Origin of the sequence: Bradyrhizobium sp. Bra78 (genome assembly GCF_024519855.1) — a bacterium.
Lineage (GTDB): Bacteria > Pseudomonadota > Alphaproteobacteria > Rhizobiales > Xanthobacteraceae > Bradyrhizobium > Bradyrhizobium japonicum_G.
On sequence record NZ_JALJRE010000004.1, the window covers coordinates 325,879 to 350,518 of the forward strand.

Genomic DNA, 24,640 nt, shown 5'->3' on the forward strand with positions numbered 1-24,640 from the left:
CGCCTTCGGCGCGGATTTGAGTGCCAAGAAACCTTATGTCGAGTCGATGCCGCATGATGTTTCCTCAATTTGGTGTTGGAGCCGAGCGATACGTCCTGATTGACCGCATTGTTCGGCTGACACGCAACGAAGATTGGCGACGAAAACGAATGACAGCAAATTCAATAGTTTATGGCGATCCGCTTGCCTGCGCGCTCTATGCAGGAGAGCGCTGAAGCACTTTTAGTTCGTTCGCTATACCGGCATAGCTTTGAGAAGCCTGCAAAACTAGCGCGCGGATTCATTCGTAAGCCGATTTAGTAGCTAACGTCAGCTACACGCCGCATTCGACCATGTGATAAGTCAATGGGTTAGGATCATCCACGCTCTTTACCGTAGAGCGCGGATGACTGACTAAGGCTACTTCTCAATTGCCGTGAACCAAACTCTCGACGCGGGGAGTGCCCCATCCGCAACGCTGCTCAAAGCCAGTTTTGTCCGCGGTCGCCGTAGCTCCTCAGTCCGCAATGAGCTATCGATAGCGCTCCAAAGACGTTCATCGACAAGCAAGCCAGGCGAAAAAGATCGTGAGTTTCTTCGAGCGTCTCAAGACAGCAGCATCCGTCGAGTGGCGGGCCTACACCGAGCATCCCTTCACGAACGGATTGGCAGACGGCTCGCTCCCCGAAGCGGCGTTTCGTCATTACCTCGTTCAGGACTATTTGTTCCTCATCGAGTTTGCTCGCGCCTACGCTCTCGCGGTCTACAAGTCGCCCAGACTTGCCGACATGCGTGAAGCAGCGGCCGGCCTTTCGGCCATCCTCGATGTCGAGATGAACCTGCATGTGAAGCTCTGTGCCGAATGGGGTCTATCCCCGGCCGACCTCGAACAGGCCGCTCCGGCGGCCGAGATGCTGGCCTATACACGCTACGTGCTCGACGCGGGAATGCGCGGCGACCTGCTGGCACTCAAGGTGGCGCTTGCCCCCTGCGTGATCGGGTACGCGGAGATCGCAACGCGGCTCGCCTCGCTCCCCCTCGCGGACGCTGCGACGAACGCCTATCGCGTCTGGATCGCCGAGTATGCCGGCGCGCCGTACCAGGAGGTCGCTGCCAAGGCGCGGGCGCACATGGAGCATCTCGCCGATCTCTACGCCACGCCGGCCCGCGAGGCAGAACTGATTGCGATCTTCAAGGAAGCCACCCGGCTCGAGGCAGACTTCTGGGAGATGGCCTGGCGCGCGGGCCAGCGGGTTCAATAACCCTTTCGGCCGTCGCCAGGCTCATGGCCTGAAGGTTATCAGCATCGTGGTACGGTGGACGCGCAGCGTCTTCAGAGCCTCGCGATCCCCCAGTCGCACATAGCCGTCCACGATCAGCGATATGGCAAGCGGCATGCCGGTCCGGCTCAATGACCGTGCGGCACGCGATACGCCGCGTTTCGCAGCTTCAGGACGTTCGAGGTTGAGAGTTCTGCAGCGGACAAGCGGGACGCCACGTACGTCTGCGACGCCATGAACAGGCAAATCGAAAATGCAATCGTCGTCGTCGCACTCGCGATTTGATGCCAGACACCCATCGATCCCTCTTGTTCCAGACAGTCCCGCATTCAGAAGCGGCAGGGAGGCCATTCGTTCCTTCGTTCGGGAAAAATCGGCAATCGGTGCGGCGGACCTTTTCGGCGGCCGGGGTGTTTGCATACGGCAGGGACAAACAACGCTGAGGAGTTGAGCCATGAACGGAATTATCTATATCGTCGGTCTCGTCGTCGTGGTTGGCGTAATTCTGTCATTCCTGGGATTGCGTTGATCCGGCGGGTTGCGACCTGCCGAAGCGGAACGCGCCTGGCGGCCAGACGTGCCACCACCATGACCACCACCGGTAACGTCACCGCCGCCAGCAGCGTGCCCGGCGCCACCGCGCCGGACACCGGGTTCAACAGCCGCTGATACTGGACCGCGAAGATGTACGCGTTGGCACCGGTCGGCATCGCCGCGAACAGCACGATCACGCCGGCTGCGACCGGCGGCAATTCGAGCACGAGGATCTCGGGCTTCTCTCCCTGCGCGAGGACGATTCAATCCAGTCTCATCGCGCGTCAGGAGATCATGGCTTTGATTTGTGCCGTGTCCGCGAACTCAATCAGCTCGGCGATTTTACCATCCTCAAATCTGAACAGGTCGAGAATCTCGGTGCTGGCAGTCTTTCCGGTTGGGTGGTGTCGAACGAGAGCGCGGGAATGTATTGCGGCACGATTCCCGTCAACCAACTCAGCCAGAATTTCGCGGCTTTCGAAGCTGAAGTCGGCAATCAATTGGCCGAAAGCCCCGCGCAGGGTCGGGTGCCCTTGCATAGTTCCCGTCAGTTCGAGCGTGCTCTTGTCTCCCATCAACGTGAACAGGCCCTCGGGATGAAAAGCCGCGACCAGGCCCTCCACGTCACCGTCATCGCGCGCGGCGTAAGCGCGTTTGATGACGTCGAGCATTCCCTCGCGATGTCCCATATCCGCCTCCTGTGATGCCTGTCATCCCATAATAGCTACCTTTGCATGCAATGGCAAAATCGTGGCAGCGGGCTTACCGCGCCATCACCACCGGCAGCGTCACCGCCGCCAGCAGCGTCCCCAGCGCAAACTGCTCCAGACCACCGGGTTCACCAGCCGCTGATACTGAACCGCGAAGATGTACGCGTTCGCTCCGGTCGGCATTGCCGCGAACACGAACGCGGCTGCCGGCATCGCCAGCAGTTTGAGCGCGCACGCCACGGCGACGGTCAACGACGAAGTCAGCGTCTATGCCTGGTCTCGCCGGGTCGTTTCGAGCTCTCCGAGAGCGCCAGCCAACATCAGCTCTGTTGGCTCTGCTGGCTGGACCATATTCAGCATTTGGAGTAGGCTTTTTGGACACGGCATCATGTCAGCGGAGGTTCTCCGTGGAACATCGCGGCGTCAGCTTTTCGATCGTTGAAATGAGCTATTTGTCCGGTTGGCAGTGGACGGTCGGAAAGGGCCGAACCGTGTCGGTCGGTGTCTGTGCGACGCGGCTGGATGCGATCCGACAAGCTCGGACTTTCATTGACGCGATTGTGGACTGGGCTGCTTGAGCGGATCACTCACCGTCCCACCGGCAACGTCATCCCCGCCAGCAGCGTCCCAAGCGCCACCGCCCCTGACACCGCGTTCACCAGTTGCTTATATTGAACCGCAGCGCGATGACGCTTCGTCCCCAAGCCATCTCGTCCCAAGCCATCTCATTTCAAGCCATCGCGCTTCAGAGATCATCTCGCGGACCAACGAATTTCATTTCCCCAAAAGACGGTCATTTTCCGGGCATTCAGGCGTAGCTCGCCAGGCAGGGACAGCGAGCAGCTACTTCACACCCGCCACCACCATGACCACCACCGGCAATGTCACCGCCGCCAGCAGCGTGCCCAGCGCCACCGCGCCGGACACCGGGTTCACCAGCCGCTGATACTGGACCGCGAAGATGTACGCGTTGGCGCCGGTCGGCATCGCCGCGAACAGCACGTTCACGCCGGCTGCGACCGGCGGCAGGTCGAGCAGTTTTGCGAGCACGAACGCAACCGCCGGCATCGCCAGCAGTTTGAGCGCGCTCATCACGACGACGCTCAACGTCTCGCCCTTGACCTCGAACCGGAACAGATTGATGCCGAGCGCGATCAGCGCCGCGGGGGATCCCGCTTGTGCGAGCAGCTCGATCGTCCTGTCGACGACGGGATGAAGGCCGAGGCCGGTGAAGCGCCAGACCACGCCAAGGCCGATCCCCAGCATCAGCGGATTGCGCGCGAGATCCGCGAGCACGGGCCGGATCACCGACAGCACCGAGCCCGTCCGCTTGCGGCTGACGAGCTCCATCTGCAGGATGCCGCAGAGCCAGAGCAGCGGCGTGTTCACCGACAGGATCAGCGACATCGGGCCTGCGGCCTCGTTGCCAAGCGCCGAGAGCGTCATGGGGATGCCGAGCATCACGATGTTGCCGTAGACCGCGCCGATCGCGAACACGACGCCGTCCTCGCGATCCTCCCGCCGTTGCCGCAGCAGGGCCGAGAGCGCCAGCGCCGCGATCCAGATGATGGCGAGCGCGCCGTAATAGGCGCCCCACATCCGCCAGGGGCTGACATCGGGGAATTCGGACACGACGATGGTGCGGAACAGCAGCGCGGGGATGGCGATGCTGAAGGCGAATTCGGAGATGCCCTTGTGCGCGGCCTCGGAGACGAAGCGAAACAGCACCGCGGCATAGCCGGCCGCGATCAGCGCAAACACCGGCGCGACGATCAATACGGTGGCCATGCGACCCTCACCTCAAGGGGGGAGACAGCCGACCACCCCACGCATCCTCGATCATGCCATCATGCCACTGTTTTGCCCGACGGGTCAAATTGATTTCGTAAAATCCGCAAGCATGAAAATTCGCAGGGACGCTCAGTGCCCCGGCTACTGTGCATGGGGTTGTTTTCGCATTTTTTGTCGGAGGAGGAGGCGCGCTCCCTCTCCCGCTTGCGGGGGAGGCCGGGGAGGGGGCTGTTGCCGAGACCGCACACGTCCGACCTTTCGCCTCGCCCCTCGTTGCCAACCAACGCCCGTTCACCCACTATTCGCATCGACTCGACATTTGGGGGGATCGATGCCGGCGTTCCGCTTTAAGACAACCTTGGCTGCTGCGATCGCGGGGATCGCCCTGGCCGTCCTGATCCACCCCGGTGCGGGCTTTGCCTACACGCCGGAGGAACAGCAGGCCTGCTCGCCGGACGCGATGCGGCTGTGCGGCGAGTTCGTACCGAACGTCGATGCCATCACCGCCTGCATGATCCAGAAGAAGTCGCAGCTCTCGCCGCCGTGCCGGGCCTTCTTCCGGCCGGGACCGGAGCCGGGCGAGGCCCGCGCCGGCAAGCCGACCAGCATCGCGCCCAAGGCCGCGAAGAAGACCACCAAGCCGGCGCCGAAGAAGAAGAAATCAAGCGAAGGCTGAGCGCCGGGCGCGCGCGCAGCGTTCCTCGCCTGAAACTCATCGTGCCCGGGCAAAAGCGCGTAGTCGCGCCCAAGGTCCCGGGCATTTGCGTTTCCGGGCTTCAGCCCCGCGACAGCCACCGGACTCGTTTTGTTCGCGCGGCTGGCGCGCAAGGATTGCGACAATTGCGACCGCGCGCGATGGAAAAGAGTCGCCAGACGGTTTGCGCGGCGAGGTTGCATTCCGCCTTGTCCGGTCCGGCTGCTCAAAAAACGCACGATTGGCCGGCGCGGAAGGCGTTTCATTGCAGTTCGTGTCGAGCGCCGAACGACGCAGTGTGACTCAAAAGCCAACACGCCTTGTTATTTCGTGGCGGCGAGGCAACTGTCGGTAAATTTTTCTTTCCCGAATCAGCGCGCTGATTCATTTTCACGGCCTGGGGTCAATCTGGAGGCCGAAGGTATGAACGTTATTGTTTTTGCATCGCGTAAAGGCGGCTCGGGCAAGAGTACCCTCGCCGCACATCTTGCCGCGCAGATCAAGGCGACCAAGCCCATCCTGCTCGTCGATGCGGATCCGCAAGGCTCGCTCACGCTGTGGCACAAGCTGCGTGGCACCAACGAACCGCCGATCAAGGCTGCGGTGAACTCGGTCAGCGGCATCGTCTCCGCTGCCAAGCGCGACGGTTATGAATGGGTGTTGATCGACACGCCGCCGAACCTGTCGGCCGTCGTCGACGACGCCATCCGCAATGCCACCATGGTCGTGATCCCCGCCCGCCCCGGCGTGTTCGACGTCAACGCGGTGCAGGAGACGATCCAGATGTGCCGTGCGGCGCGCAAGCCCTACGCGGTCGTGCTCAACGGTGCGCCGGCGCGCCGCGACGAGTCCGAAAGCCCGATCGTGACCATCGCCCGCGAGGCGCTGGCGAAATTCCGTGCTCCGGTGTGGGGCGGCCAGATCACCAACCGTTCGGATCTGCTGATGGCGCTGAGCCACGGCGAGGGCGCGCGGGAATACCAGGCCGAGAGCCGTGCGGCTCAGGAGATCGCAAGGCTGTGGGCGGCGATCGAGCGTTCAGTGAAGGCTATTCGCGGCACGGCGTCGGCGTCCGGCGCAATGCACAAGCAGGCGGCATAATTTTCATAAATCATTCCCCGGACGAAAAACGCGCGGACGTCCGCGCGTTTTACGTTTTCGGAGATAGCTATGGTGGTTACGCCACCATCAGCATGTAGAACACGATCACCGGCGACAGCGTGAGGATCACCGACCAGATGCCGGCGGCCCAGAGAATGTCCTCGGTGGTGAAGCCCTGCTGTCCGGCGTCGTAATGCGACGCCATGTCGTTATGACTATTCATAAACGCCCCCGCGATTTCTTCGCTTATGGACGTGAACGATAGGCAGGATGTTTTAAAATTCCGCGTCGCAGTTTCGCGCGCTTTCGAACACAGGTGCTACCACGGATTAACCATCCGAAAGGGATGCGCGTCAGCTGAGCCAGATCCGAAACACCAGCACCGGCATCAGGCCGAGCACCACCGCCCAGAACCCGAACGACGACACCAACAGAATTCCCCGCAAGAGATCGGCGGGCGCGAACATGTCTGCCGCCGTCGGGCGGATGCGTTGCCCCATGGTCATTCCCCCTTTTGAAAGACGTCGAACGCAAACGATAGGCGCGATTGCGTAAACGAGCCGTGGACGCGCCATGCGGCAGTAGCGAAGGCCGTTCGCGCCCGGTTAACCACGGAATCCACTTACCCTCCCCTGGAGTGCCGCCCAGGGGAGGGTAAGATGAACTACGCCGCCAACTGCATCCGCCGCTCGATCTCGCGATCGAGCGTAGCGGCAAGCTCGCTGCCGACTTCCACCATCGGCAGGCGCACTTCGGGGCTGTCGATGAGGCCTGCCCGCCACAGCCAGTACTTCGCCGGTGCGGGGCTGGGCTCTGCGAACAACAGTCGCGTCAGCTCGGCAACCTCGTGCCAGTGCGCCTGTGCCGCGTCATGGTTGCCGCGCCTGAGCTCGGCATATACCGCCGCGAACGTCGCGGTCTCGACATGGGCCGACAGCACGATGCCGCCGTCGGCGCCGTCGCTGAGCGCCTCATGATAATTTACGTCCTCGCCGGTCAGCACGCGAAAACTCTTGGGACGGTCGCGCAGCAGCGCGATGGATTGCTCGCGGCTCGCGCCGCAATCCTTCAGCCCGACGATGTTGCGATGCTCGGCCAGCCGCAGCAGCGTCTGGTTGGTGATGTTGACCGAGGTGCGATAGGGAATGTTGTAGAGCGCGATCGGCCAGGCGGCGTGGTCGGCAAGGGCTTCGAAATGCGCCAGCAGCCCGCGCTGCGACGGCCGAACATAATAGGGGCTCGCGATCAGATATCCGTCGATCGGCCAGTCCGCGGTCTCGTCGAGACGCTCCTTCAGCCGCGAGGTGTCCGCGCCCGACAGGCCGAGGCAGATCGGAATGCTGCGGCGATCGCCGGCCATCTCGTCGCGCACGATGGCGGCGAGCCGTTCGAGTTCGGCCTCGCGCAGCGTCATGCCTTCACCGGAGGTCGCGCCCAGGATGAAGCCGTCGACGGCCTGTCCGCAATAGTGCCGCGTCAGCCGTCGCAGCGACCTCTCGTCGAGCGCGCCGTCGCGAAACGGCGTCACCAGCGGCAGCCAGAGGCCGTGCAAATGATCTTGTAGACCGGTCATGTTCCATCTCCTTCTCGGGAAAAACCTGAGACGGAGGCACATGAAAAAACCCCGTCCAGGCGGCGGGGTTTTCGAAGATTTGCTGCGATGACGAAGGCAGTATTAGCGCGCGCAAAAATCCGAGGTCCCCAGGTGGGGGCCTTTTTTCGAAACGATTGCGCACGACTTCGTGATCATTTGCAAATGATGCGGGGTATGCGTGGAACTGTCAATACACGCGGAAGGCGAGAGCCTGATCGGACAGAAAAAAAGCCGGACCCGAGAGGGTCCGGCTTAAGGTATTGGCCACGTGAGGCCGACACAATCACCTTCCAAGAGGGATTACTGAACTCCCGCGCCACTGGAGGAGGGGGACAAATGCGCAACGCGAAGGCTCAGCGTGCAAGCAGTATGAGCTTGACCCGCGGCTTGCAGCAAGCGCCGGAGCCGCATGTCAGTCATGCGGAAATCAGGACGGCCAGCGCTGCGCCTTGCTCACCACGAAGTCGCGGAACACCTGCACGCGTGCGACCGTCTTCAGCTCTTCCGGATAGACGAAATACGTATCGAGCTGGATCGAATCCGATTCGCCGAACAGCTGTACGAGGCGGCTCTGTTCTTCGATCAGATAGTCCGGCAGCGCGGCGATGCCGAGGCCCTGCTGACAGGCGCGGACGAGGCCGAGGATGTTGTTGACCCTGAAATAGGCCTCGCGCGGACCCGAGCCGTTGCGCCCCGCTTCGACCAGCCAGTTGCGGTTCTGAAGATGCGGCGCGAAGTTGCCGTCGGAGAGCGTGATGATACGGTGGGAGTCGAGCTCCTCGAGCGTGCGCGGCGTGCCGAAGCGCTTGATGTAGTCCGGCGAGCAATAGGCATGGAAGCCCATCGCGAAAAGCTTGCGCTGGATGAGATCCGGCTGCGTCGGCTTGCGGGTGCGGATTGCGACGTCGGCCTCGCGCATCGAGAGGTCGAGCTCCTCGTCGGTGACGATCAGCGAGATCCGGATTTCCGGATAGAGCGCGGTGAATTCGCCGAGCCGCGGGATCAGCCAGTTGATGCCGACGCCGGGCGTGGTGGTGATCTTGAGATCGCCGCTCGGCCGCTCGCGGCTGTCGGTTAATTTGGCGCGCGCGGCCTGCAGCTGCATGAAGACGTCATGCGCGGTGCGGAACAGGAGGTCGCCCTGTTCGGTGAGGATCAGGCCGCGGGCATGGCGGTGGAACAGCGAGACCGAGAGCTCCTGCTCCAGCGCCGAGACCTGGCGCGACACCGCCGATTGCGACAGGCCGAGCTGCTCGCCCGCATGCGTGAAGCTGCCCGCTTCAGCTGCCGCGTGAAACACCTTCAGCTTGTCCCAATCCATATCCGTAAATCCGTCGCGTGTTCGAGGCATGATCTTTATTCCGCTGCCGCGCGCTCGCTGGCGCGCAGGGCCAAGAATCGTTCGGCCTCAAGGGCTGCCATGCAGCCGAGGCCGGCGGCCGTCACGGCCTGTCGATAGGTTTCGTCCGCGACGTCGCCGGCGGCGAACAGGCCGGGCACCGAGGTCGCGGTCGAGTTCGGGGCGACCTCGACATAGCCCGAGGGTTTCAGCTTGACCTGTCCGGCCACGAGCTCGGTCGCCGGCGCGTGTCCGATGGCGATGAACACGCCGTCGGTCTTCACGTCCGTAAGCGCGCCGGTCTTGACGTTCTTCAATCGCACATGGGTGACCTTGTTCGGGTTCTCGCTGCCGCAGATCTCGTCGATGGCCGAGTCCCAGACCACCTTGATCTTCGGGTGCTTGAACAGGCGCTCCTGCAGGATGCGTTCGGCGCGGAAATGATCGCGACGATGCACGATGGTGACCTGCGAGGCATGGTTGGTGAGGTACAGGGCTTCCTCGACCGCGGTATTGCCGCCGCCGACCACCACGACTTCCTTGTTGCGGTAGAAGAAGCCGTCACAGGTGGCGCAGGCCGACACGCCGCCGCCCTGGAATTTGCCTTCGGACGGCAACCCGAGCCAGCGCGCCTGGGCGCCGGTGGCGAGGATGACGGTGTCGGCGAGATAGACGTCGCCGCTATCGCAGGTGAGGCGGAACGGCCGCTGCGAGGTGTCGAGCTTGATCACCAGATCGGTCTTGATCTGTGTCCCCACATGCAGCGCCTGCTTCTCCATCTGCTCCATCAGCCAAGGGCCCTGGATCACGTCGGCGAAGCCCGGATAGTTCTCGACGTCGGTGGTGATGGTGAGCTGGCCGCCCGGCTGGATGCCTTGGATCAGGATCGGCTCGAGCATCGCGCGCGCGGCGTAGATCGCTGCCGTGTAGCCGGCGGGGCCGGAGCCAATAATGACGACCTTTGCATGGACAGGGGCGGACATTTCGACGGACGCCTTTCACGGGGGATTGCAGCGCGGGCGCGGAACATGCCGGGAGGCCTCGCGGAGGCGCTGAAATATCAGAGCTAATCTAAGCCTTCTGGTGAGCTATGCAAGAATTGCATTCCCTGTCGGCGGATTTTTCCAACAGGGAACAAAACTCGATTGCGCTGCACGCGCAATAAAATTGCGCTGCGCGGTGCGTCTGCGCTATGAGGATTGCGACAAACCCACCAATACCGTCGCAAAGGCCCAGGAGTTCCAATCACGTGTCGCGGAACCTAGACGAGATCGACCTGAAAATTCTCACCGAGATTCAGGCCGACGGTCGAATCACCAATGTCGAGCTGGCCAAGCGCGTCGGTATCTCGCCCCCGCCCTGCCTGCGCCGCGTCCGGGCGCTGGAGGAGGAGGGGTATATCCACGGTTATCGCGGTCTCCTCGACGCGCGAAAGCTCGGCTTCGACGTCACGGTGTTTGCCGCGGTGCATCTCTCCAGCCAGGCCGAGGCGGATTTGCGCGCCTTCGAAGAGTTCGTCCGCGCCGAGCCGCTGGTGCGTGAGTGCTGGATGCTGTCGGGCGAAGTCGATTTCATCCTGAAATGCGTCGCGCCCGACATGGCGACCTTCCAGGATTTCGTCACGCACCTGACCGCCGCGCCCCATGTGCGCAACGTGCGGACCTCGCTGGTGCTGCACAATTCGAAGTACGAGGCGGCGGTGCCGCTGGACGTGAAGGGGAGACGGTAGGGCCTCCTTCGTCATTGCTTCGCTGCGCTCGCAATGACGAGTGGTGAGCGCGCGGGTTCACCTCAGGCTCAGGAACACGCCGAAAAAAAAGGCCGCGCATCGCGCGGCCTTTCCAAAACGTCATCACGCGGCAGCGACAAATCCCTACCGCCACTCCACCTTGGTGATCTCGTATGCCTTGGCGCCGCCGGGTGCGTTGACCTCGACGGTCGAGCCCTTCTTCTTGCCGATCAGCGCGCGCGCGAGCGGCGAGGTGATGGAAATGCGGCCCTTCTTGGCGTCGGCCTCGACCTCGCCGACGATCTGCCACACCGCCTTCTTCTCGGTGTCCTCGTCGACCAGCGTCACGGTGGCGCCGAACTTGATGGTGTCGCCGGACAGTTTCGAGATGTCGATGATGTCGGCGCGCGCCAGCTTGTCCTCGAGCTCGGCGATGCGGCCTTCATTGTGGGACTGCTCTTCCTTCGCGGCGTGATACTCCGCGTTCTCCGACAAATCGCCGTGCGAGCGCGCCTCCGCGATGTGCTCGATGATGCGCGGACGGTCCTCGGACTGGCGCTTCTTCAATTCTTCCCCGAGTGCGGCAAAGCCGCCCGCTGTCATCGGAACCTTTTCCATGTCTTCTCTCGTCCTTCGGCCGCGCGCCCAGAAAAACAAAGGGCGCGGCAACCTTGATTCGTCAGTGTTTCCGGGGGCTGAACACGCCGCCGCCGGAATGTTATGTGGGCTTGGCGCCGGAACAGAACAACCGCATGGCCGGACAGTTCCTCCGGCCATTGTGGCTTCATCGCCAGTCACTTAGCAAAAGGCTTCCCCCCTCAAGGTGTCCCCCTCGAGGCTTACCCTTCAAGGCTTACCCTTCAAGGCTTGGCCTTCCGCTCGGATCAGGTTTCCGAAAAGTAGCTCTGAAGAGTCCGAACCTCAAGGTCCCCGCCCAGATAGGCGCGGATGCCCTGCGCGGCCGCCACGGCCCCGGAAAGAGTGGTGTAATACGGCACTTTATGCAAGAGGGCCGCGCGCCGCAGCGAACGGCTGTCGGCGAGCGCCTGCGGGCCTTCGGTGGTGTTGAAGACGAGCTGGACGTCGCCATTGGTGATGGCGTCCACGATGTGCGGCCGGCCCTCCAGCACCTTGTTCACCTTCTCGGTCGGGATGCCCTGGTCGGTCAGGAAGCGCGCCGTGCCCGACGTTGCCAGCACCTTGAAGCCGAGCGAATGCAGCTGGCGGACGGCCTCGGCGATGCGCGTCTTGTCGCTCTCGCGGACCGAGACGAACACCGTGCCCTTGCGCGGCACCCGCGTGCCGCCGCCGAGCTGGCTCTTGGCAAACGCCACTGCGAAGGAGCTGTCGATGCCCATGACCTCGCCGGTCGAGCGCATCTCGGGGCCGAGCACCGTATCGACGCCGGGGAAGCGGGCAAACGGAAACACGGATTCTTTCACGCCGACATGCTTGAAGTCGGGCTTCTTCAATTTGAAGTCGGCGAGCTTTTCGCCGGCCATGATCCGCGCGGCGATCTTCGCAACGGGCGTGCCGACCACCTTGGCAACGAAGGGCACCGTGCGCGAGGCGCGCGGATTGACCTCAAGCACGTAGATCTCGCCGTCCTTGATCGCGTATTGCACGTTCATCAGGCCGACGACGTCGAGGCCGAGCGCGAGCTCGCGGGTCTGCCGCTCCAGCTCCCCGATCATCGCGGCATCGAGCGAGTGCGGCGGCAGCGAGCACGCGCTGTCTCCGGAATGGATGCCGGCTTCCTCGATGTGCTCCATGATGCCGACGATGAAGGTGTCCTTGCCGTCGCAGAGGCAGTCGACGTCGATCTCGGTCGCGTCGGACAGATAGCGGTCGAACAGCAGCGGGTTCTTGCCGAGCACGGTGTTGATCTGCCCGGTCTTGTCGTTCGGGTAGCGCGCCTTGACGTCGGCCGGCACCAGCTCCGGCAGCGTGCCGAGCAAATAGTCGCTGAGCTGGTTCTCTTCGCGGATGATCTGCATCGCGCGGCCGCCGAGCACGTAGGACGGGCGCACCACCAGCGGCAGGCCGAGATCGGTTGCGACCAGGCGCGCCTGCTCGACCGAATAGGCGATGCCGTTCTTCGGCTGCTTCAGCCGCAACTTGTCGAGCACGCGCTTGAAGCGGTCGCGGTCTTCCGCAAGGTCGATGGCGTCGGGGGAGGTGCCGAGGATCGGCACTTCGGCCGCTTCCAGCGCGCGCGCGAGCTTCAGCGGGGTCTGGCCGCCGAACTGCACGATCACGCCGTGCAGCGTGCCGTTGGTGCGCTCCTTGGCGATGATCTCCAGCACGTCCTCGGCGGTGAGCGGCTCGAAATAGAGCCGGTCGGCAGTGTCGTAGTCGGTCGACACCGTCTCCGGGTTGCAGTTGACCATGATGGATTCATAGCCGGCGTCATGCAGCGCGAAGCAGGCGTGACAGCAGCAATAGTCGAACTCGATGCCCTGGCCGATGCGGTTCGGCCCGCCGCCGAGGATGATGACCTTCTTCTTGTCCGACGGCGTGCTCTCGTCCGCGGGCGCACCCGCGAACAGCGCCTCGTAGGTCGAGTACATGTAGGCGGTCGGCGAAGCGAACTCGGCCGCGCAGGTGTCGATGCGCTTGTAGACGGGGCGAACGCCGAGCGCGTGTCGCTTCGCCGTCACCTCGGCCTCCGTCGTCTCCGCGAGCACCGCGAGCCGCGCATCGGAGAAGCCCATGGCTTTGAGCGTGCGCATGCCGAAGGCGTTGCCGGGCAGGCCGCTCTTCCTGACCTTCTCCTCCATGTCGACGATCCCGCGCATCTCGCCGAGGAACCACGGATCGATCTTGCAGGAGTTGAAGATCTCCTCGTTCGACCAGCCGAGCCGCATGGCCTGGGCGACCTGCAGCAGCCGGTTCGGCGTCGGCGTGCCGAGCGCGGCGCGGATCGCGTTCTTGTCGTCGTCGCGGCCGAGCCCTTCGATCTCGATCTCGTCGAGGCCGGTGAGACCGGTCTCGAGCCCGCGTAGCGCCTTCTGGAGGCTTTCCTGGAAGGTGCGGCCGATCGCCATGACTTCGCCGACCGATTTCATCGACGTCGTCAGCGTGGTGGAGGCACCGGGGAATTTCTCGAAGGCGAAACGCGGCACCTTGGTGACGACGTAGTCGATGGTCGGTTCGAACGAGGCCGGCGTCGCGCCTCCGGTGATGTCGTTGGCGATTTCGTCCAGCGTGTAGCCGACCGCGAGCTTGGCGGCGACCTTTGCGATCGGAAATCCGGTGGCCTTCGAGGCCAAGGCGGAGGAGCGCGACACGCGCGGATTCATCTCGATGACGACCATGCGGCCGTCTTCGGGATTGACGCCGAACTGCACGTTGGAGCCGCCGGTCTCGACGCCGATCTCGCGCAGCACCGCCAGCGAGGCGTCGCGCATGATCTGGTATTCCTTGTCGGTCAGCGTCAGCGCCGGCGCCACCGTGATGGAATCGCCGGTGTGCACGCCCATCGGATCGAGGTTCTCGATCGAGCAGACGATGATGCAATTGTCCTTCTTGTCGCGCACGACCTCCATCTCGTACTCTTTCCAGCCGAGCACGGATTCCTCGATCAGCACTTCGTTGGTCGGAGATGCGTCGAGACCGCGCTCGATGATGTCGAGAAACTCTTCCTTGTTGTAGGCGATGCCGCCGCCGGTGCCGCCCATGGTGAAGGAGGGGCGGATGATCGCGGGCAGGCCGATCTCGGACAGTGCCATCAGCGCCTGGCCGAGCGCATATTCCTGATAGCGCTTGCGGCGGTCGCTTTCGCCGAGTGTCCACTGGCGCTCGAGCTCTTCGAGCGCGGCACCCGACGCCTTCGCGCGTTCGGCCTGGTATTTGTCGCGGAAGGACTTCTTCAGTTCGGAGGCGTTGGCGAGCCGCGACTTCGGCGTCTCGAGCCCGATCTTGGTCATGGCCTCGCGGAACAGCTGGCGATCCTCGGCCTTGTCGATCGCGTCGGCGGTCGCGCCGATCATCTCGACGTCAAACTTTTCCAGCGTGCCCTGCCGGCGCAGCGACAGCGCGCAGTTCAGCGCGGTCTGTCCGCCCATGGTCGGCAGCAGCGCGAAGCCGCCGGGAATGACGTGGCGCTCTTTCTCGATGATCTTTGCGACGATTTCGGGGGTGATCGGCTCGATATAGGTCGCATCCGCCAATTCCGGGTCGGTCATGATGGTGGCCGGGTTGGAATTGACGAGGACGATGCGATAGCCCTCTTCCTTCAGCGTCTTCACCGCCTGGGTGCCCGAATAGTCGAACTCGCAGGCCTGGCCGATCACGATGGGACCGGCGCCGATGATCAGGATGGTGGTGATGTCTGTACGTTTGGGCATCAACTCTCGCCGAAGTGGAATTTGGGCACAAAAAAAGGGCGCGCTTGCTGCGCGTCCCTTTGGCCGAGAGCGCGGTGGTCTCCCCTGCGCGCGGGTGGGTCTTAGACCAGTTTTCGGGGCGGCGAAACCCCGAAAAACACCCATCAACCGGCAATTTTGACCGGTTTTGGCCGGGCCTGCCAGCCGCGGGCCAGATGCACCAGCAGCGAGGCGGCAACGCTCGTTCCGCCGATCCAGCCGAGGTCGTCGGACGAGAGGGTGGCCAGCACCGCGCCCCCCAGGGCCCCGCCGACGGCGAAGCCGAGATACATCGCGGAGGCGTTGAGCGAGAGCGCGATCATCGAGGCCTGCGGCTCGATCCGGATGATGCTGGCGACCTGGGCCGGATAGAACGCCCATCCCGAGATGCCCCACAGGAAGATCGCGCCCAGCACCGCATAATGCGCCTGTGCAGGCATCAGCTTCAGGACCAGCGAATGCAGGATCAGCGCGCCGGCCATGCCGGCGAGCCCGATGCCTGCGGTGGCGAGCGTGCCGAGCCGGTCGGCAAGGACGCCGCCGAGCATGTTCCCGATTGCGGCGGCGCCGCCGAACACAAGCAGCGCGAGGCTGATCTGCGAGGCATCGAAGCCAAGGCTGCGCAGCGGGATCGCGAAATAGGTGAACACGGTGAAGCCGCCGAGCGCCCATAAAATCGTGATCAGAAGGGCGATCAGGACATTGCTGTGACGCGCAACCGCCAGCCGTTCGCCGAGCGAAGCCGTGTTGCGCGGCAGGCCGCGGGGCAGGCCAAGCAGCAGGCCGGCGAGCGCAACGGCGCCGATCAGGGCGACCATGGCAAAGGTCGCGCGCCAGCCGAGAAGGCTGCCGACGAGGTTGCCGAGGGGAACGCCGATGACGGTCGCAACCGTGAGGCCCGAGGTGACCAGCGCCACCGCACGGCCTCGCCGTTCCGGCGCGGCGACCGCCACGGACACCGCGAGCGCCGTCGGCATGCACAGGCCTGAACCCAGGGCCATCAGCATGCGCGAAGCCAGCAACAGGGCGTAGTTGGAGGCCACCATCGCCGCGAGGTTGCCGGCAATGAACGTGGACAGCGCCAGGGCCAGCACGGTGCGGCGGTCGATATTGTTCAGCGTCACCGCCAGGATCGGCGATCCGACCGCATAGGTCAGGGCGTAGGCGGTGACCAACTGTCCGGCTGCGGGGACGGAAATCGACAGGTCGGTGGCGATCGCCGGTAAAAGCCCTGCAATGACAAAGCCTTCCGTACCGATCGCGAAGGCGGCCAGGGCCAGCCAGAGCACGCTCATTGAATCTATCCTCATGTTCAACGTTTATTGAACTAGTGTATGCGAAAGGTCAGGAGTCAATTGGTTCAAGAACTATTGAACATTCCGGCCAGTTCGCTATGATTCTCGGACCATGAGCCGTACACCTCTCCACCCCACCCGCGAGCAGATCGAGCTGCCGATGGTTCTGGATTGCCTGAGCGATCCGATCCGATTGGCGATCGTGTACCAGCTCGCCCAGCAGGAACGTGTCAGCAGCGAGCTCTGCTGCGGCGACTTCAGCGGGCTCGCCGGCAAATCGAATCTCGCCTACCACTTCGCCAAGCTGCGCGAATGCGGCCTGATGCTGACGCGCGTCGCGGGGACCAACCGCTTCATGCGGCTGCGCCGGGAGGATCTGGACACGCGTTTTCCCGGTCTGCTCGATGCCGTCATCAACTCGGCGAGCAAGGATGCCGACCGGCTTCAGCTGCTGTCGGAGTGCGAGGTGACTGCCGCGGGTTGAGGCTGGGACGATTGCGCGCCAACGCCCGACTACGCCCGGCGTGCTTCGTCGAGGCAGCCTTCGCCACGATACGGCTCGCCTGGCCGAAGCTGGCGGAGCCAGCGAAGGCTGGAGACCCGGCCTGGATTTGAACCAGGATAAAGAGCGATGCACCGCCCTCGCGTAGACGCTTCCGCCACCGGGCCGCAGCGATCATTACCGATCGGGGGTGCGACAGGCCATCCCAGGCAGTCGTTATGCTTAACGGACCAGAGGCAGCCGCGCGATGAAGGTCATGCGCCAGCGATTGTGGCCGATGTTGCGCTGAGCGCGCTGGACCGCGAAGCCGGCTGCCTTGAGCTTGGCGGTGATCTCCTCCTCGCTGTAGCGCTGCAGTCCGATGCGCGTGCGCAGATGACGGTAATCCGACAGCGCGGTGCTGATCAGCCCGATCAGCGCATCTTTCAAAAAGCCGTGACGCAGGCCGAAGCTGAGCAGAGCCAGGACGTCCCTGAACATGCCGACCTCAGGCTGGAGGATGTCGCCGAGCACCAGCTTGCCGGACGGCGTCAACAATCGCCGGATGTTGAGGAGCGCGGCATCGAGCTCTTCCGGCGCCATGTATTGCGCGACCGAGTTCATCACGACGAGATCGATTGACTGGTCCTGCATCTTGCGGACGTCGTCGAGCGAGCGGACACGAATTTTTGTATTCGGGGCAAACCGCGCAATCAGACGGCCGCGCACGCCGGGCGCAGGCTCGGCGAGGATCAGTTGGCCGCAAGCCGATGCAACCTGGGTCGCCGACAGCGCCTCGCCGCAGGCATAGTCCAGCACGGTCGCCTCGGGCGAGGAGATGTAGGCGATGATGTCCCGCGCAATGATCTGGAAGTGCAGGTCGCGATGCAGCTTGCTGACATAGATCGTATGCGTCGAGTCGTAATAATCGATCCAATCGTCCATGGTATCCGAAGGCCCCCGGCCAGACGGTTCCGGCAGAGGAACCGACGCTGCCCGCATTGCGTTAGGGGTGCGGCAGCGCGCCGTCAATGTCCGCGTCCTAACAGGAAGGTTTCCCGTGAGCAAAGCCCCGACCAAGGTCTCGCCCGATCTCGACACGCCTACCGATCTTGCACCTGATGGGGTCAAGAAGGTCTCGGAGGCGCTCAACGTGCTTCTGGCCGACGCTTTCGCGTTGTATCTGAAGACCAAGAATTTCCACTGGCACATCAGCGGCCGGCATTTCCGCGACTATCATCTGCTGCTCGACGAGCAGTCCGACCAGATCTTCGCCACCACCGATCAGCTGGCCGAGCGCGTCCGCAAGATCGGCGGCACCACGCTGAAGTCGATCGGCCAGGTCGCCAAGCTCCAGACCATCAAGGACAACAACGAGGACTACGTCCCGCCGCGCGAGATGCTGCGCGAGCTGATGCAGGACAACAAGCATGTCGCCGGCGCGATGCGCAAGGCGCATGAGGTCTGCGATGACGCCGGCGACGTCGCAAGCGCCAGCATCCTCGAAAACTTCATCGACGAGACCGAGCGCCGCACCTGGTTCCTGTTCGAAGCCACGCGCCAGGAAGGCGGCAACGAGGCGTAGTCGGACTGCATCAGCATCGTCGTCCCGACCTTCGCCGGGACGACGATGGAGTGTGCAGCTGGCGTTCGCGACTCACTACCGCCACAGCCGCATCATTGCCCCATCCTTGCCCGTGACCGGATCGGCCGGCGGCAGCGCGACCTTCGGGATCGTCTTCAGCGCCTTGGCATGGTTGTCCGGCGTTGCCCGCGTGATCTCCATCTTCGCGCCCGGTGGATAAGCACCGATCACGCAGAAATCGCCGCTCGCCTTGATGCGCTGATGTCCCGTGCCGGCCGGCAGGATCGCGACGTCGCCCGTCTTGATCTCCAGCTCCTGGCCATGATCGCCGCCGAAGCGAACACGGGCGCTGCCACGCGCGACGCCGAGCACCTCATGCACCGTCGCGTGATAGTGCAGATAGTCGAAGACGCCGTTGCGCCACGTGCCGCCCCAGCCGTTCGCTTCGAACAGGCTCTCGATCGTCTCTTCCGGCTGCGTGGAATCGAGCTTCACCGCGCCCTGATAGACCAGGAAGGGGAGAACGTTGTTCGGCACGAGCCCGTCATCCTCGAACACGATGGCGAGTGGCTCGGCATTGTCGCGGACGACGGCCATGGCGGGGCTCCTGCGCGAAATAGTTTGAATCAACGAAGGTCGTCAAGCGACGTTCCTCCGTCGCTCCGGCCTCGCGCTAGGCGCGCGCCAAAATGACAAAGCCCGGGGCGGACCCGGGCTTTTGTCGTGGAAGTGCTCTCGCGAGAGCGCCTTACGCGCTCTTCTTCTGCCGCATCAGATCGGCAAAGCGCTGGAACAGATAGTGCGAGTCGCGCGGACCGGGTGAAGCCTCGGGGTGATACTGCACCGAGAACACCGGTTTTCCGTCGAGCTGGATACCGCAATTGGAGCCGTCGAACAGCGAGATGTGGGTCTGCGTCGCGCCCTTCGGCAGGGTCTTCTCGTCCACGGCAAAGCCGTGGTTCATCGAGGTGATCTCGACCTTGCCGGTGGTCTCGTCCTTGACGGGATGATTGGCGCCGTGGTGGCCCTGATGCATCTTTCTGGTCTTGGCGCCGACGGCGAGGCCCAGCATCTGGTGACCGAGGCAGATGCCGAAGGTCGGCGTGCCCGACTTGATCACGTCCTGGATCACAGGCACGGCGTATTTGCCGGTCGCGGCCGGATCGCCCGGACCGTTGGACAGGAACACGCCGTCCGGCTTCATCGCCAGAATGTCTTCGGACGAGGTCGTCGCCGGCACCACCGTCACCTTGCAGCCGACGCCGGCGAGCAGGCGCAGGATGTTGCGCTTGATGCCGTAGTCGATGGCGACGACGTTGAACTCAGGCTTGTCCTGCCGGCCAAAACCCTTGTCCCAGAGCCACGGTGTCTCGTCCCAGGTGAAGCGCTGGCCGGAGGTGACCATCGGCACGAGGTCCATGCCCTCGAGGCCCGGCCATTCGCGCGCTTCTTCCTTGAGGCCATGCAGGTCGAACTCGCCGTTCCTGGCGTGTGCGATCACGGCGTTGGGCATGCCCTTGCTGCGGATCAGCGCGGTCAGCGCCCTCGTGTCGATGCCGGAGAGGCCGATGATGCCGCGCGCCTTGAGCCAGGCGTCGAGATGCTTGGTGGCGCGGTAGTTGGAGGGATTGGTGATCGCGGTGCGCAGGATCACGCCGCGCGCGCCCGGCGTCGCGGCCATGTTCACCGTCTCGATATCTTCCTCGTTGGTACCGACATTGCCGATATGCGGGAAAGTGAAGGTGATGAGCTGGCCGGCATAGGAGGGATCGGTGAGAATCTCCTCATAACCGGTCATCGCGGTGTTGAAGCAGACCTCACCGACGGCGTGGCCCTCGGCGCCAAGGCCAAAGCCTTCGAGCACCGTGCCGTCGGCAAGCACCAACAGCGCGGTCGGTTTGTGGTCCGGCCAAGCGGGATCGTTGTCATGTTGTGTCATGAGCCCGGTTCATAGTCCCAGCGGACGCCGGCGTCAAAGCGGAGAAGCGCCGATTCACATGCGTTTTTGCATATTTGACAGCTCCCGCCCGGCACTTAAAGCTCTGCAGAATAATTTCCGGCAAATTCCGGGGCTTGAGAGGCAATAATGGATCAGACCACCCCGATCGTGCTGGTTCCGGGGCTTGCCTCCTCGGCCCGGATCTATGCCCCGGTCATCCCGGCGCTCTGGCGTTTTGGCCCCGTGATGGTCGCCAACCATATCCGCGACGACAGCATGGCGGCGATCGCCCGCCGCGTTCTGAGCGAGGCGCCGCCGCGCTTCGCGCTCGCCGGCCATTCCATGGGCGGCTACATCGCGTTCGAGATCATGCGCCAGGCGCCCGAGCGGGTTTTGAGGCTCGCACTGATCAACACCCAGGCCCGGCCCGATACGCCGGAAGCGACCCTGCGCCGCCGCAGCCTGATGGAGCGAGCGAAGCGCGGCGAGTTGCGTGCCGCGCGCGAGGAGATGTTTCCGGAGCTCGTGCATCCCTCCCGCCGCGACGATTCCGGCATTCGCCGGCTCGTGGATGAGCAGGGCGAGGACGTCGGCGTCGAAGGCTATCTCCGCCAGCAGACCGCGATCATCGCGCGGGTGGATTCGCGGCCCACGCTTGCGACGATCACATGCCCGACGCTGGTGCTGACAGGCGATGCGGACAACACCATCTCCAACGCGTTCTCGAAGGAGATGGTAGAGGGCATCGCCGGTGCAAAGCTCGTCATTTTGGAGAATTGCGGGCATCTGCCGCAACCGGAGCAGCCTGAGGCGACAGTGCGGGCGCTGGTCGAATGGCTGGGACCCCCGGTTGTCTCAGGGACGCGAACGGCCTAGATCAGGCGTCGGATATTCGAAGGGATCACGATCATGCTGCGCGACGACATCAACAATGCGGTCAAGGAGGCCATGAAGGCCAAGGACGAGCGCAAGCTGTCCACGCTGCGCATGGTCAATTCGACCATCAAGAACGCCGACATCGAAGCGCGCGGCAGCGGCAAGCCGCCGCTGTCGGATGCGGACCTGCTCGGCGTCTTCCAGAAGATGATCAAGCAGCGCCAGGAATCGGTCGAGCTCTACGACAAGGGCGGCCGCGCCGAGCTCGCCGCGCAGGAGCGCGAGGAGATCGCGGTGATCTCGGCGTATCTGCCGAAGCAGATGGCGGATGACGAGGTGAAGAAGGCGATCTCGGATGCGATCTCGGAGACGGGCGCAGCCGGCATGAAGGACATGGGCAAGGTGATCGCGGTGCTGAGGGCGAAATACGCCGGGCAGATGGATTTCGGCAAAGCATCCGGTCTCGTGAAAGCTGCGTTGACTGGCTGAGCTCGTCCCCGTTCCCCTAGTGGGGGGAAGGGGGCACCTTTGAAGCGGCGCCCGTTCGGTCTACTCTCTCCCGATAGATAAATCGGGAGCAACCGATGACCGTCATCAAGCCGTTCCGCATCGCCGTCAGCGACGACATCCTCACCGACCTCAAGTCACGCCTCGTCCGCACGCGCTGGCCGGAGGCGGAGCTGGTCGACGACTGGAGCCAGGGCGCGCCGCTGACATGGATCCAGGAGATCTGCGGTTACTGGGCTGATGGCTATGACTGGCGCGCGCGAGAGGTAAAGCTCAACCGCTTCGAGCAATTCACGACCGAGATCGACGGGCTCGACATCCACTTCGTGCACGTCCGTTCGAAAGAACCATCAGCGCTGCCGTTGATCATCACCCATGGCTGGCCCGGCTCGATCGTCGAATTCCAGAAAGTGATCGCGCCGCTGGTCGATCCCGCCGCGCATGGCAGCAATCCGGCGGACGCCTTCCATGTGATCTGTCCGTCGCTGCCGGGTTTCGGCTTCTCGGCAAAACCCAGGACAACCGGCTGGGGTGTCGACCGCATCGCCGCGACCTGGGCCAGGCTGATGGACCGGCTGGGTTATGCGCGTTACGGCGCGCAGGGCGGCGACTGGGGCTCGGCCGTGACAACCTCGCTCGGCGCGCAGGACGCCGGGCATTGCGCCGGCATCCACATCACGCTCGCTTTCAACGCGGCGCGCAAGGTCGAGGGCGAGCCGACGGTGGAGGAGAAGCGCGCGCTCGCCGGGCTCAAGCATTATGTCGATCTCGACTCCGGCTATTCCAAGCAGCAATCTACGCGGCCGCAGACGCTCGGCTACGGCCTGACGGATTCGCCGAGCGGGCAGGCGGCCTGGATCTTGGAAAAGTTCTGGGCCTGGACCGATTGCAATGGCCACCCCGAGAACATTTTCGACAAGGACGAGCTGCTCGACAACGTCATGCTCTATTGGGCGACGCAGACGGCGACCTCTTCCGCGCGGCTCTATTGGGAAAGCTTTGGCAAGCGCCGCACCACGCCGAAGGTCACCGTGCCGACCGGGGTTGCCGTGTTCCCCAAGGAGATCATCACGCCGGTACGGCGCTGGATGGAGCCGAACTTTTCCCGTATCACGCATTGGAGCGCGATGGAGAAGGGAGGCCATTTCGCCGCATTCGAGCAGCCGGAGCTGTTCGTGCGCGATGTCCGCAAGTTCTTCGCGACCGTACGATAGGATCTGGTCCATGCTCACCGAAGCCAAGACCTACGACGAGCTCTATCGCAACTTCCGCTGGGACGTTCCGGCGCGCTTCAACATGTCGGAAGCCTGCTGCGATCGTCACGCCGACGGCACGGGCCGGCTCGCGCTGGTCTATGTCGACGAGAACGGCGCCGCCACGCGCACTTCCTTCGACGAGGTCGCGGAAATGTCGCGCCGCTTCGCCAACGTGCTGAAGGCGGATGGACTTGCCCGGGGCGACCGCGTCGCGGTGTTCCTGTCGCAATCGCTGGAATTGCCGATCGTGCATATCGCGGCGTTTCGTTCGGCGATGATCTCGATTCCGCTGTTCGCGCTGTTCGGCGAGGACGCGCTGGAATTCCGCCTGTCGAATTCGCAGGCCAAGGCGATCGTCACCGACGAGGGCGGCTGGGAGAAGCTCGCCAAGATCCGCGATCGTCTGCCGGATCTGAAGAACGTCTACATCGTCGGCGAGCGCGCGCCTGCGGGCACGAAATCGTTCTGGGATGCGGTGAAGGCCGCATCGCCCGACTTCGCCCTGGTCGACACCTCCGCCGACGATCCCGCGCTGATCATCTACACTTCAGGCACGACCGGCAATCCCAAGGGGGCGCTGCATGCGCACCGCGTCGTGCTCGGTCACCTCCCCAATGTCGAGATGTGCCACAACTTCCTGCCGCGCCCCGGCGATCTGATGTGGACGCCGGCGGACTGGGCCTGGATCGGCGGCCTCGTCAACGGCTTGTTCGCATTCTGGTACCACGGCATTCCGCTGGTCGGTCACCGTGCGCGCAAATTCGAGCCGCAGGCAGCGATGCAGATGATGGCCGATCTCGGCGTGCGCAACGTCTTCCTGCCGCCGACGGCGCTGAAGCTGATGCGGCAGGCCGGCGTGAAGCATTCCGGCGTCAAGCTGCGCAGCATCTTTACCGGCGGTGAATCCCTCGGCGGCGAACTGCTCGGCTGGGTTCGGGAGACCTTCGGCATCGATGCGCATGAAGTGTTCGGTCAGACCGAGTGCAATCTCGTGATCGGCAGCAACTCGAACCTGTTTCCGATCCGTCCCGGCTCGATGGGCAAGGCGACGCCGGGCTTCGACGTCCGCATCGTCAACGACAAGGGCGAGGAGCAGCCACGCGGCCAGCGCGGCATCATCGGCGTGCGCCAGCCGTGCCCGTGCACGATGCTCGAATACTGGCGAAATCCCGAGGCGACGGCGAAGAAATATGCCGGCGAATTCCTGCTCACCGGCGATCTCGGCGTGCAGGATGAAGACGGATATTTCTGGTACGTCAGCCGCGAGGATGATGTCATCACCACCGCCGGCTACCGCGTCGGTCCCTCCGAGATCGAGCACACGCTGATGAAGCATCCCTCGGTGGCGATGGCGGCGGTGGTCGGTATTCCCGATCCGATCCGCACCGAATCGATCAAGGCCTGGATCGTGCTGCGCCCGGGCTTCGCGGCTGGCGACGCACTCGCGCGCGAAATCCAGGAGTTCGTCAAGGTGCAGCTTGCCGCCCACGAATATCCGCGTTTCGTGGCGTTCGCCGAGACGCTGCCGATGACGGCGACCGGCAAGGTGCTGCGGCGCGAGCTGCGGGCGAGGGGTTAGTGAC

General features: G+C 63.7%; 26 protein-coding genes. 10 read left to right on the forward strand and 16 right to left on the reverse strand.

All coding sequences use genetic code 11. From position 1 onward, the window contains the following. The first annotated feature begins 566 nt into the window (after window positions 1-566). Window positions 567-1,241, forward strand: a complete 675-nt coding sequence (gene tenA / locus OC450_RS12215; protein WP_262047950.1) for a thiaminase II — start codon at window positions 567-569, stop codon at window positions 1,239-1,241. Window positions 1,242-1,262: 21 nt separating this feature from the next. On the opposite strand, the gene OC450_RS12220 is transcribed toward tenA, so the two are convergent. The 5 genes from OC450_RS12220 to OC450_RS12240 all read right to left on the reverse strand — a co-directional run bounded on the left by OC450_RS12220 (window position 1,263) and on the right by OC450_RS12240 (window position 4,291). Then, window positions 1,263-1,610 (reverse strand): hypothetical protein, encoded by a 348-nt coding sequence (locus OC450_RS12220; protein WP_262047951.1) that lies wholly within the window; start codon window positions 1,608-1,610, stop codon window positions 1,263-1,265. A 113-nt stretch (window positions 1,611-1,723) separates the two neighbouring features. Next, window positions 1,724-2,020, reverse strand: a complete 297-nt coding sequence (locus OC450_RS12225) for a hypothetical protein (RefSeq protein WP_262047952.1) — start codon at window positions 2,018-2,020, stop codon at window positions 1,724-1,726. Window positions 2,021-2,077: 57 nt separating this feature from the next. Beyond that, on the reverse strand, window positions 2,078-2,464 hold the full coding sequence (locus OC450_RS12230) for a nuclear transport factor 2 family protein (protein ID WP_262047953.1): 387 nt from the start codon (window positions 2,462-2,464) through the stop codon (window positions 2,078-2,080). Window positions 2,465-2,581: 117 nt separating this feature from the next. After that, window positions 2,582-2,755, reverse strand: a complete 174-nt coding sequence (locus tag OC450_RS12235) for a hypothetical protein (RefSeq protein ID WP_262047954.1) — start codon at window positions 2,753-2,755, stop codon at window positions 2,582-2,584. A 591-nt stretch (window positions 2,756-3,346) separates the two neighbouring features. Further along, window positions 3,347-4,291 (reverse strand): AEC family transporter, encoded by a 945-nt coding sequence (locus tag OC450_RS12240; RefSeq protein WP_262047955.1) that lies wholly within the window; start codon window positions 4,289-4,291, stop codon window positions 3,347-3,349. A 334-nt stretch (window positions 4,292-4,625) separates the two neighbouring features. On the opposite strand from OC450_RS12240, the gene OC450_RS12245 reads away from it, so the two are divergent. Further along, the gene (locus OC450_RS12245; RefSeq protein WP_211381567.1) at window positions 4,626-4,970 is read left to right on the forward strand and encodes a hypothetical protein; all 345 of its coding nucleotides are present in this window, start codon (window positions 4,626-4,628) and stop codon (window positions 4,968-4,970) included. 441 nt (window positions 4,971-5,411) lie between these two features. After that, on the forward strand, window positions 5,412-6,089 hold the full coding sequence (locus OC450_RS12250) for a ParA family protein (protein WP_211381568.1): 678 nt from the start codon (window positions 5,412-5,414) through the stop codon (window positions 6,087-6,089). 76 nt (window positions 6,090-6,165) lie between these two features. On the opposite strand, the gene OC450_RS12255 is transcribed toward OC450_RS12250, so the two are convergent. From OC450_RS12255 to trxB, 5 genes are all read right to left on the reverse strand, one after another. Next, entirely contained in the window at window positions 6,166-6,312 is a 147-nt protein-coding gene (locus OC450_RS12255) for a hypothetical protein (protein WP_211381569.1), read from the reverse strand. Between the two features lie 130 nt (window positions 6,313-6,442). Beyond that, window positions 6,443-6,589, reverse strand: coding sequence for a hypothetical protein (locus OC450_RS12260; RefSeq protein WP_211381570.1), 147 nt, complete (start codon window positions 6,587-6,589; stop codon window positions 6,443-6,445). A 164-nt stretch (window positions 6,590-6,753) separates the two neighbouring features. After that, entirely contained in the window at window positions 6,754-7,662 is a 909-nt protein-coding gene (locus OC450_RS12265) for a 4-hydroxy-tetrahydrodipicolinate synthase family protein (protein WP_211381571.1), read from the reverse strand. Between the two features lie 448 nt (window positions 7,663-8,110). Then, window positions 8,111-9,034, reverse strand: a complete 924-nt coding sequence (locus tag OC450_RS12270) for a LysR family transcriptional regulator (protein WP_027534296.1) — start codon at window positions 9,032-9,034, stop codon at window positions 8,111-8,113. 5 nt (window positions 9,035-9,039) lie between these two features. Then, window positions 9,040-10,005, reverse strand: coding sequence for a thioredoxin-disulfide reductase (gene trxB / locus OC450_RS12275; protein WP_211381572.1), 966 nt, complete (start codon window positions 10,003-10,005; stop codon window positions 9,040-9,042). 266 nt (window positions 10,006-10,271) lie between these two features. Between trxB and OC450_RS12280 the strand changes: the two genes are divergently transcribed. Next, complete coding sequence (locus tag OC450_RS12280; RefSeq protein WP_027547667.1) at window positions 10,272-10,751, forward strand: Lrp/AsnC family transcriptional regulator; 480 nt, start codon at window positions 10,272-10,274, stop codon at window positions 10,749-10,751. 144 nt (window positions 10,752-10,895) lie between these two features. On the opposite strand, the gene greA is transcribed toward OC450_RS12280, so the two are convergent. The 3 genes from greA to OC450_RS12295 all read right to left on the reverse strand — a co-directional run bounded on the left by greA (window position 10,896) and on the right by OC450_RS12295 (window position 16,413). Beyond that, entirely contained in the window at window positions 10,896-11,369 is a 474-nt protein-coding gene (gene greA / locus OC450_RS12285) for a transcription elongation factor GreA (RefSeq protein WP_027534300.1), read from the reverse strand. Between the two features lie 266 nt (window positions 11,370-11,635). After that, window positions 11,636-15,100, reverse strand: coding sequence for a carbamoyl-phosphate synthase large subunit (gene carB / locus OC450_RS12290; RefSeq protein ID WP_211381573.1), 3,465 nt, complete (start codon window positions 15,098-15,100; stop codon window positions 11,636-11,638). 143 nt (window positions 15,101-15,243) lie between these two features. Then, window positions 15,244-16,413: an MFS transporter gene (locus OC450_RS12295; RefSeq protein ID WP_211381574.1), complete on the reverse strand. Its 1,170-nt coding sequence runs from the start codon at window positions 16,411-16,413 to the stop codon at window positions 15,244-15,246. Window positions 16,414-16,525: 112 nt separating this feature from the next. Between OC450_RS12295 and OC450_RS12300 the strand changes: the two genes are divergently transcribed. Beyond that, complete coding sequence (locus OC450_RS12300; RefSeq protein WP_211381575.1) at window positions 16,526-16,897, forward strand: ArsR/SmtB family transcription factor; 372 nt, start codon at window positions 16,526-16,528, stop codon at window positions 16,895-16,897. Between the two features lie 240 nt (window positions 16,898-17,137). On the opposite strand, the gene OC450_RS12305 is transcribed toward OC450_RS12300, so the two are convergent. Further along, window positions 17,138-17,839 carry a class I SAM-dependent methyltransferase gene (locus OC450_RS12305; protein WP_262047956.1) on the reverse strand — a complete coding sequence of 234 codons (702 nt, stop codon included), beginning with the start codon at window positions 17,837-17,839 and terminating at the stop codon, window positions 17,138-17,140. 115 nt (window positions 17,840-17,954) lie between these two features. Between OC450_RS12305 and OC450_RS12310 the strand changes: the two genes are divergently transcribed. Then, window positions 17,955-18,479: a Dps family protein gene (locus OC450_RS12310; protein ID WP_211381577.1), complete on the forward strand. Its 525-nt coding sequence runs from the start codon at window positions 17,955-17,957 to the stop codon at window positions 18,477-18,479. A 75-nt stretch (window positions 18,480-18,554) separates the two neighbouring features. On the opposite strand, the gene OC450_RS12315 is transcribed toward OC450_RS12310, so the two are convergent. After that, window positions 18,555-19,076 carry a hypothetical protein gene (locus OC450_RS12315; RefSeq protein WP_211381578.1) on the reverse strand — a complete coding sequence of 174 codons (522 nt, stop codon included), beginning with the start codon at window positions 19,074-19,076 and terminating at the stop codon, window positions 18,555-18,557. Between the two features lie 151 nt (window positions 19,077-19,227). Further along, window positions 19,228-20,418: a glutamine-hydrolyzing carbamoyl-phosphate synthase small subunit gene (carA, locus tag OC450_RS12320; RefSeq protein ID WP_211381579.1), complete on the reverse strand. Its 1,191-nt coding sequence runs from the start codon at window positions 20,416-20,418 to the stop codon at window positions 19,228-19,230. 147 nt (window positions 20,419-20,565) lie between these two features. On the opposite strand from carA, the gene OC450_RS12325 reads away from it, so the two are divergent. From OC450_RS12325 to OC450_RS12340, 4 genes are all read left to right on the forward strand, one after another. Continuing rightward, a complete protein-coding gene (locus OC450_RS12325; protein WP_211381580.1) occupies window positions 20,566-21,294 on the forward strand; it encodes an alpha/beta fold hydrolase in 729 nt (242 codons plus the stop codon). A 33-nt stretch (window positions 21,295-21,327) separates the two neighbouring features. Continuing rightward, window positions 21,328-21,783 (forward strand): GatB/YqeY domain-containing protein, encoded by a 456-nt coding sequence (locus OC450_RS12330; RefSeq protein ID WP_211381581.1) that lies wholly within the window; start codon window positions 21,328-21,330, stop codon window positions 21,781-21,783. Between the two features lie 95 nt (window positions 21,784-21,878). Beyond that, entirely contained in the window at window positions 21,879-23,015 is a 1,137-nt protein-coding gene (locus tag OC450_RS12335; protein ID WP_262047957.1) for an epoxide hydrolase family protein, read from the forward strand. 10 nt (window positions 23,016-23,025) lie between these two features. Next, window positions 23,026-24,636, forward strand: coding sequence for an acyl-CoA synthetase (locus OC450_RS12340; RefSeq protein WP_262047958.1), 1,611 nt, complete (start codon window positions 23,026-23,028; stop codon window positions 24,634-24,636). The last annotated feature ends 4 nt before the right edge of the window (window positions 24,637-24,640 follow it).

Excerpts from the sequence above, each read along its gene's own strand:
- OC450_RS12220 (WP_262047951.1), bottom strand. The coding sequence starts at position 1,610 with ATGGCCTCCCTGCCGCTTCTGAATGCGGGACTGTCTGGAACAAGAGGG.
- OC450_RS12230 (WP_262047953.1), bottom strand. The coding sequence starts at position 2,464 with ATGCTCGACGTCATCAAACGCGCTTACGCCGCGCGCGATGACGGTGAC.
- OC450_RS12240 (WP_262047955.1), bottom strand. The coding sequence starts at position 4,291 with ATGGCCACCGTATTGATCGTCGCGCCGGTGTTTGCGCTGATCGCGGCC.
- OC450_RS12245 (WP_211381567.1), top strand. The coding sequence starts at position 4,626 with ATGCCGGCGTTCCGCTTTAAGACAACCTTGGCTGCTGCGATCGCGGGG.
- OC450_RS12250 (WP_211381568.1), top strand. The coding sequence starts at position 5,412 with ATGAACGTTATTGTTTTTGCATCGCGTAAAGGCGGCTCGGGCAAGAGT.
- OC450_RS12255 (WP_211381569.1), bottom strand. The coding sequence starts at position 6,312 with ATGAATAGTCATAACGACATGGCGTCGCATTACGACGCCGGACAGCAG.
- OC450_RS12260 (WP_211381570.1), bottom strand. The coding sequence starts at position 6,589 with ATGGGGCAACGCATCCGCCCGACGGCGGCAGACATGTTCGCGCCCGCC.
- OC450_RS12265 (WP_211381571.1), bottom strand. The coding sequence starts at position 7,662 with ATGACCGGTCTACAAGATCATTTGCACGGCCTCTGGCTGCCGCTGGTG.
- OC450_RS12270 (WP_027534296.1), bottom strand. The coding sequence starts at position 9,034 with ATGCCTCGAACACGCGACGGATTTACGGATATGGATTGGGACAAGCTG.
- trxB (WP_211381572.1), bottom strand. The coding sequence starts at position 10,005 with ATGTCCGCCCCTGTCCATGCAAAGGTCGTCATTATTGGCTCCGGCCCC.
- greA (WP_027534300.1), bottom strand. The coding sequence starts at position 11,369 with ATGGAAAAGGTTCCGATGACAGCGGGCGGCTTTGCCGCACTCGGGGAA.
- carB (WP_211381573.1), bottom strand. The coding sequence starts at position 15,100 with ATGCCCAAACGTACAGACATCACCACCATCCTGATCATCGGCGCCGGT.
- OC450_RS12295 (WP_211381574.1), bottom strand. The coding sequence starts at position 16,413 with ATGAGCGTGCTCTGGCTGGCCCTGGCCGCCTTCGCGATCGGTACGGAA.
- OC450_RS12300 (WP_211381575.1), top strand. The coding sequence starts at position 16,526 with ATGAGCCGTACACCTCTCCACCCCACCCGCGAGCAGATCGAGCTGCCG.
- OC450_RS12305 (WP_262047956.1), bottom strand. The coding sequence starts at position 17,839 with ATGGACGATTGGATCGATTATTACGACTCGACGCATACGATCTATGTC.
- OC450_RS12315 (WP_211381578.1), bottom strand. The coding sequence starts at position 19,076 with ATGGCCGTCGTCCGCGACAATGCCGAGCCACTCGCCATCGTGTTCGAG.
- carA (WP_211381579.1), bottom strand. The coding sequence starts at position 20,418 with ATGACACAACATGACAACGATCCCGCTTGGCCGGACCACAAACCGACC.
- OC450_RS12325 (WP_211381580.1), top strand. The coding sequence starts at position 20,566 with ATGGATCAGACCACCCCGATCGTGCTGGTTCCGGGGCTTGCCTCCTCG.
- OC450_RS12330 (WP_211381581.1), top strand. The coding sequence starts at position 21,328 with ATGCTGCGCGACGACATCAACAATGCGGTCAAGGAGGCCATGAAGGCC.
- OC450_RS12335 (WP_262047957.1), top strand. The coding sequence starts at position 21,879 with ATGACCGTCATCAAGCCGTTCCGCATCGCCGTCAGCGACGACATCCTC.
- OC450_RS12340 (WP_262047958.1), top strand. The coding sequence starts at position 23,026 with ATGCTCACCGAAGCCAAGACCTACGACGAGCTCTATCGCAACTTCCGC.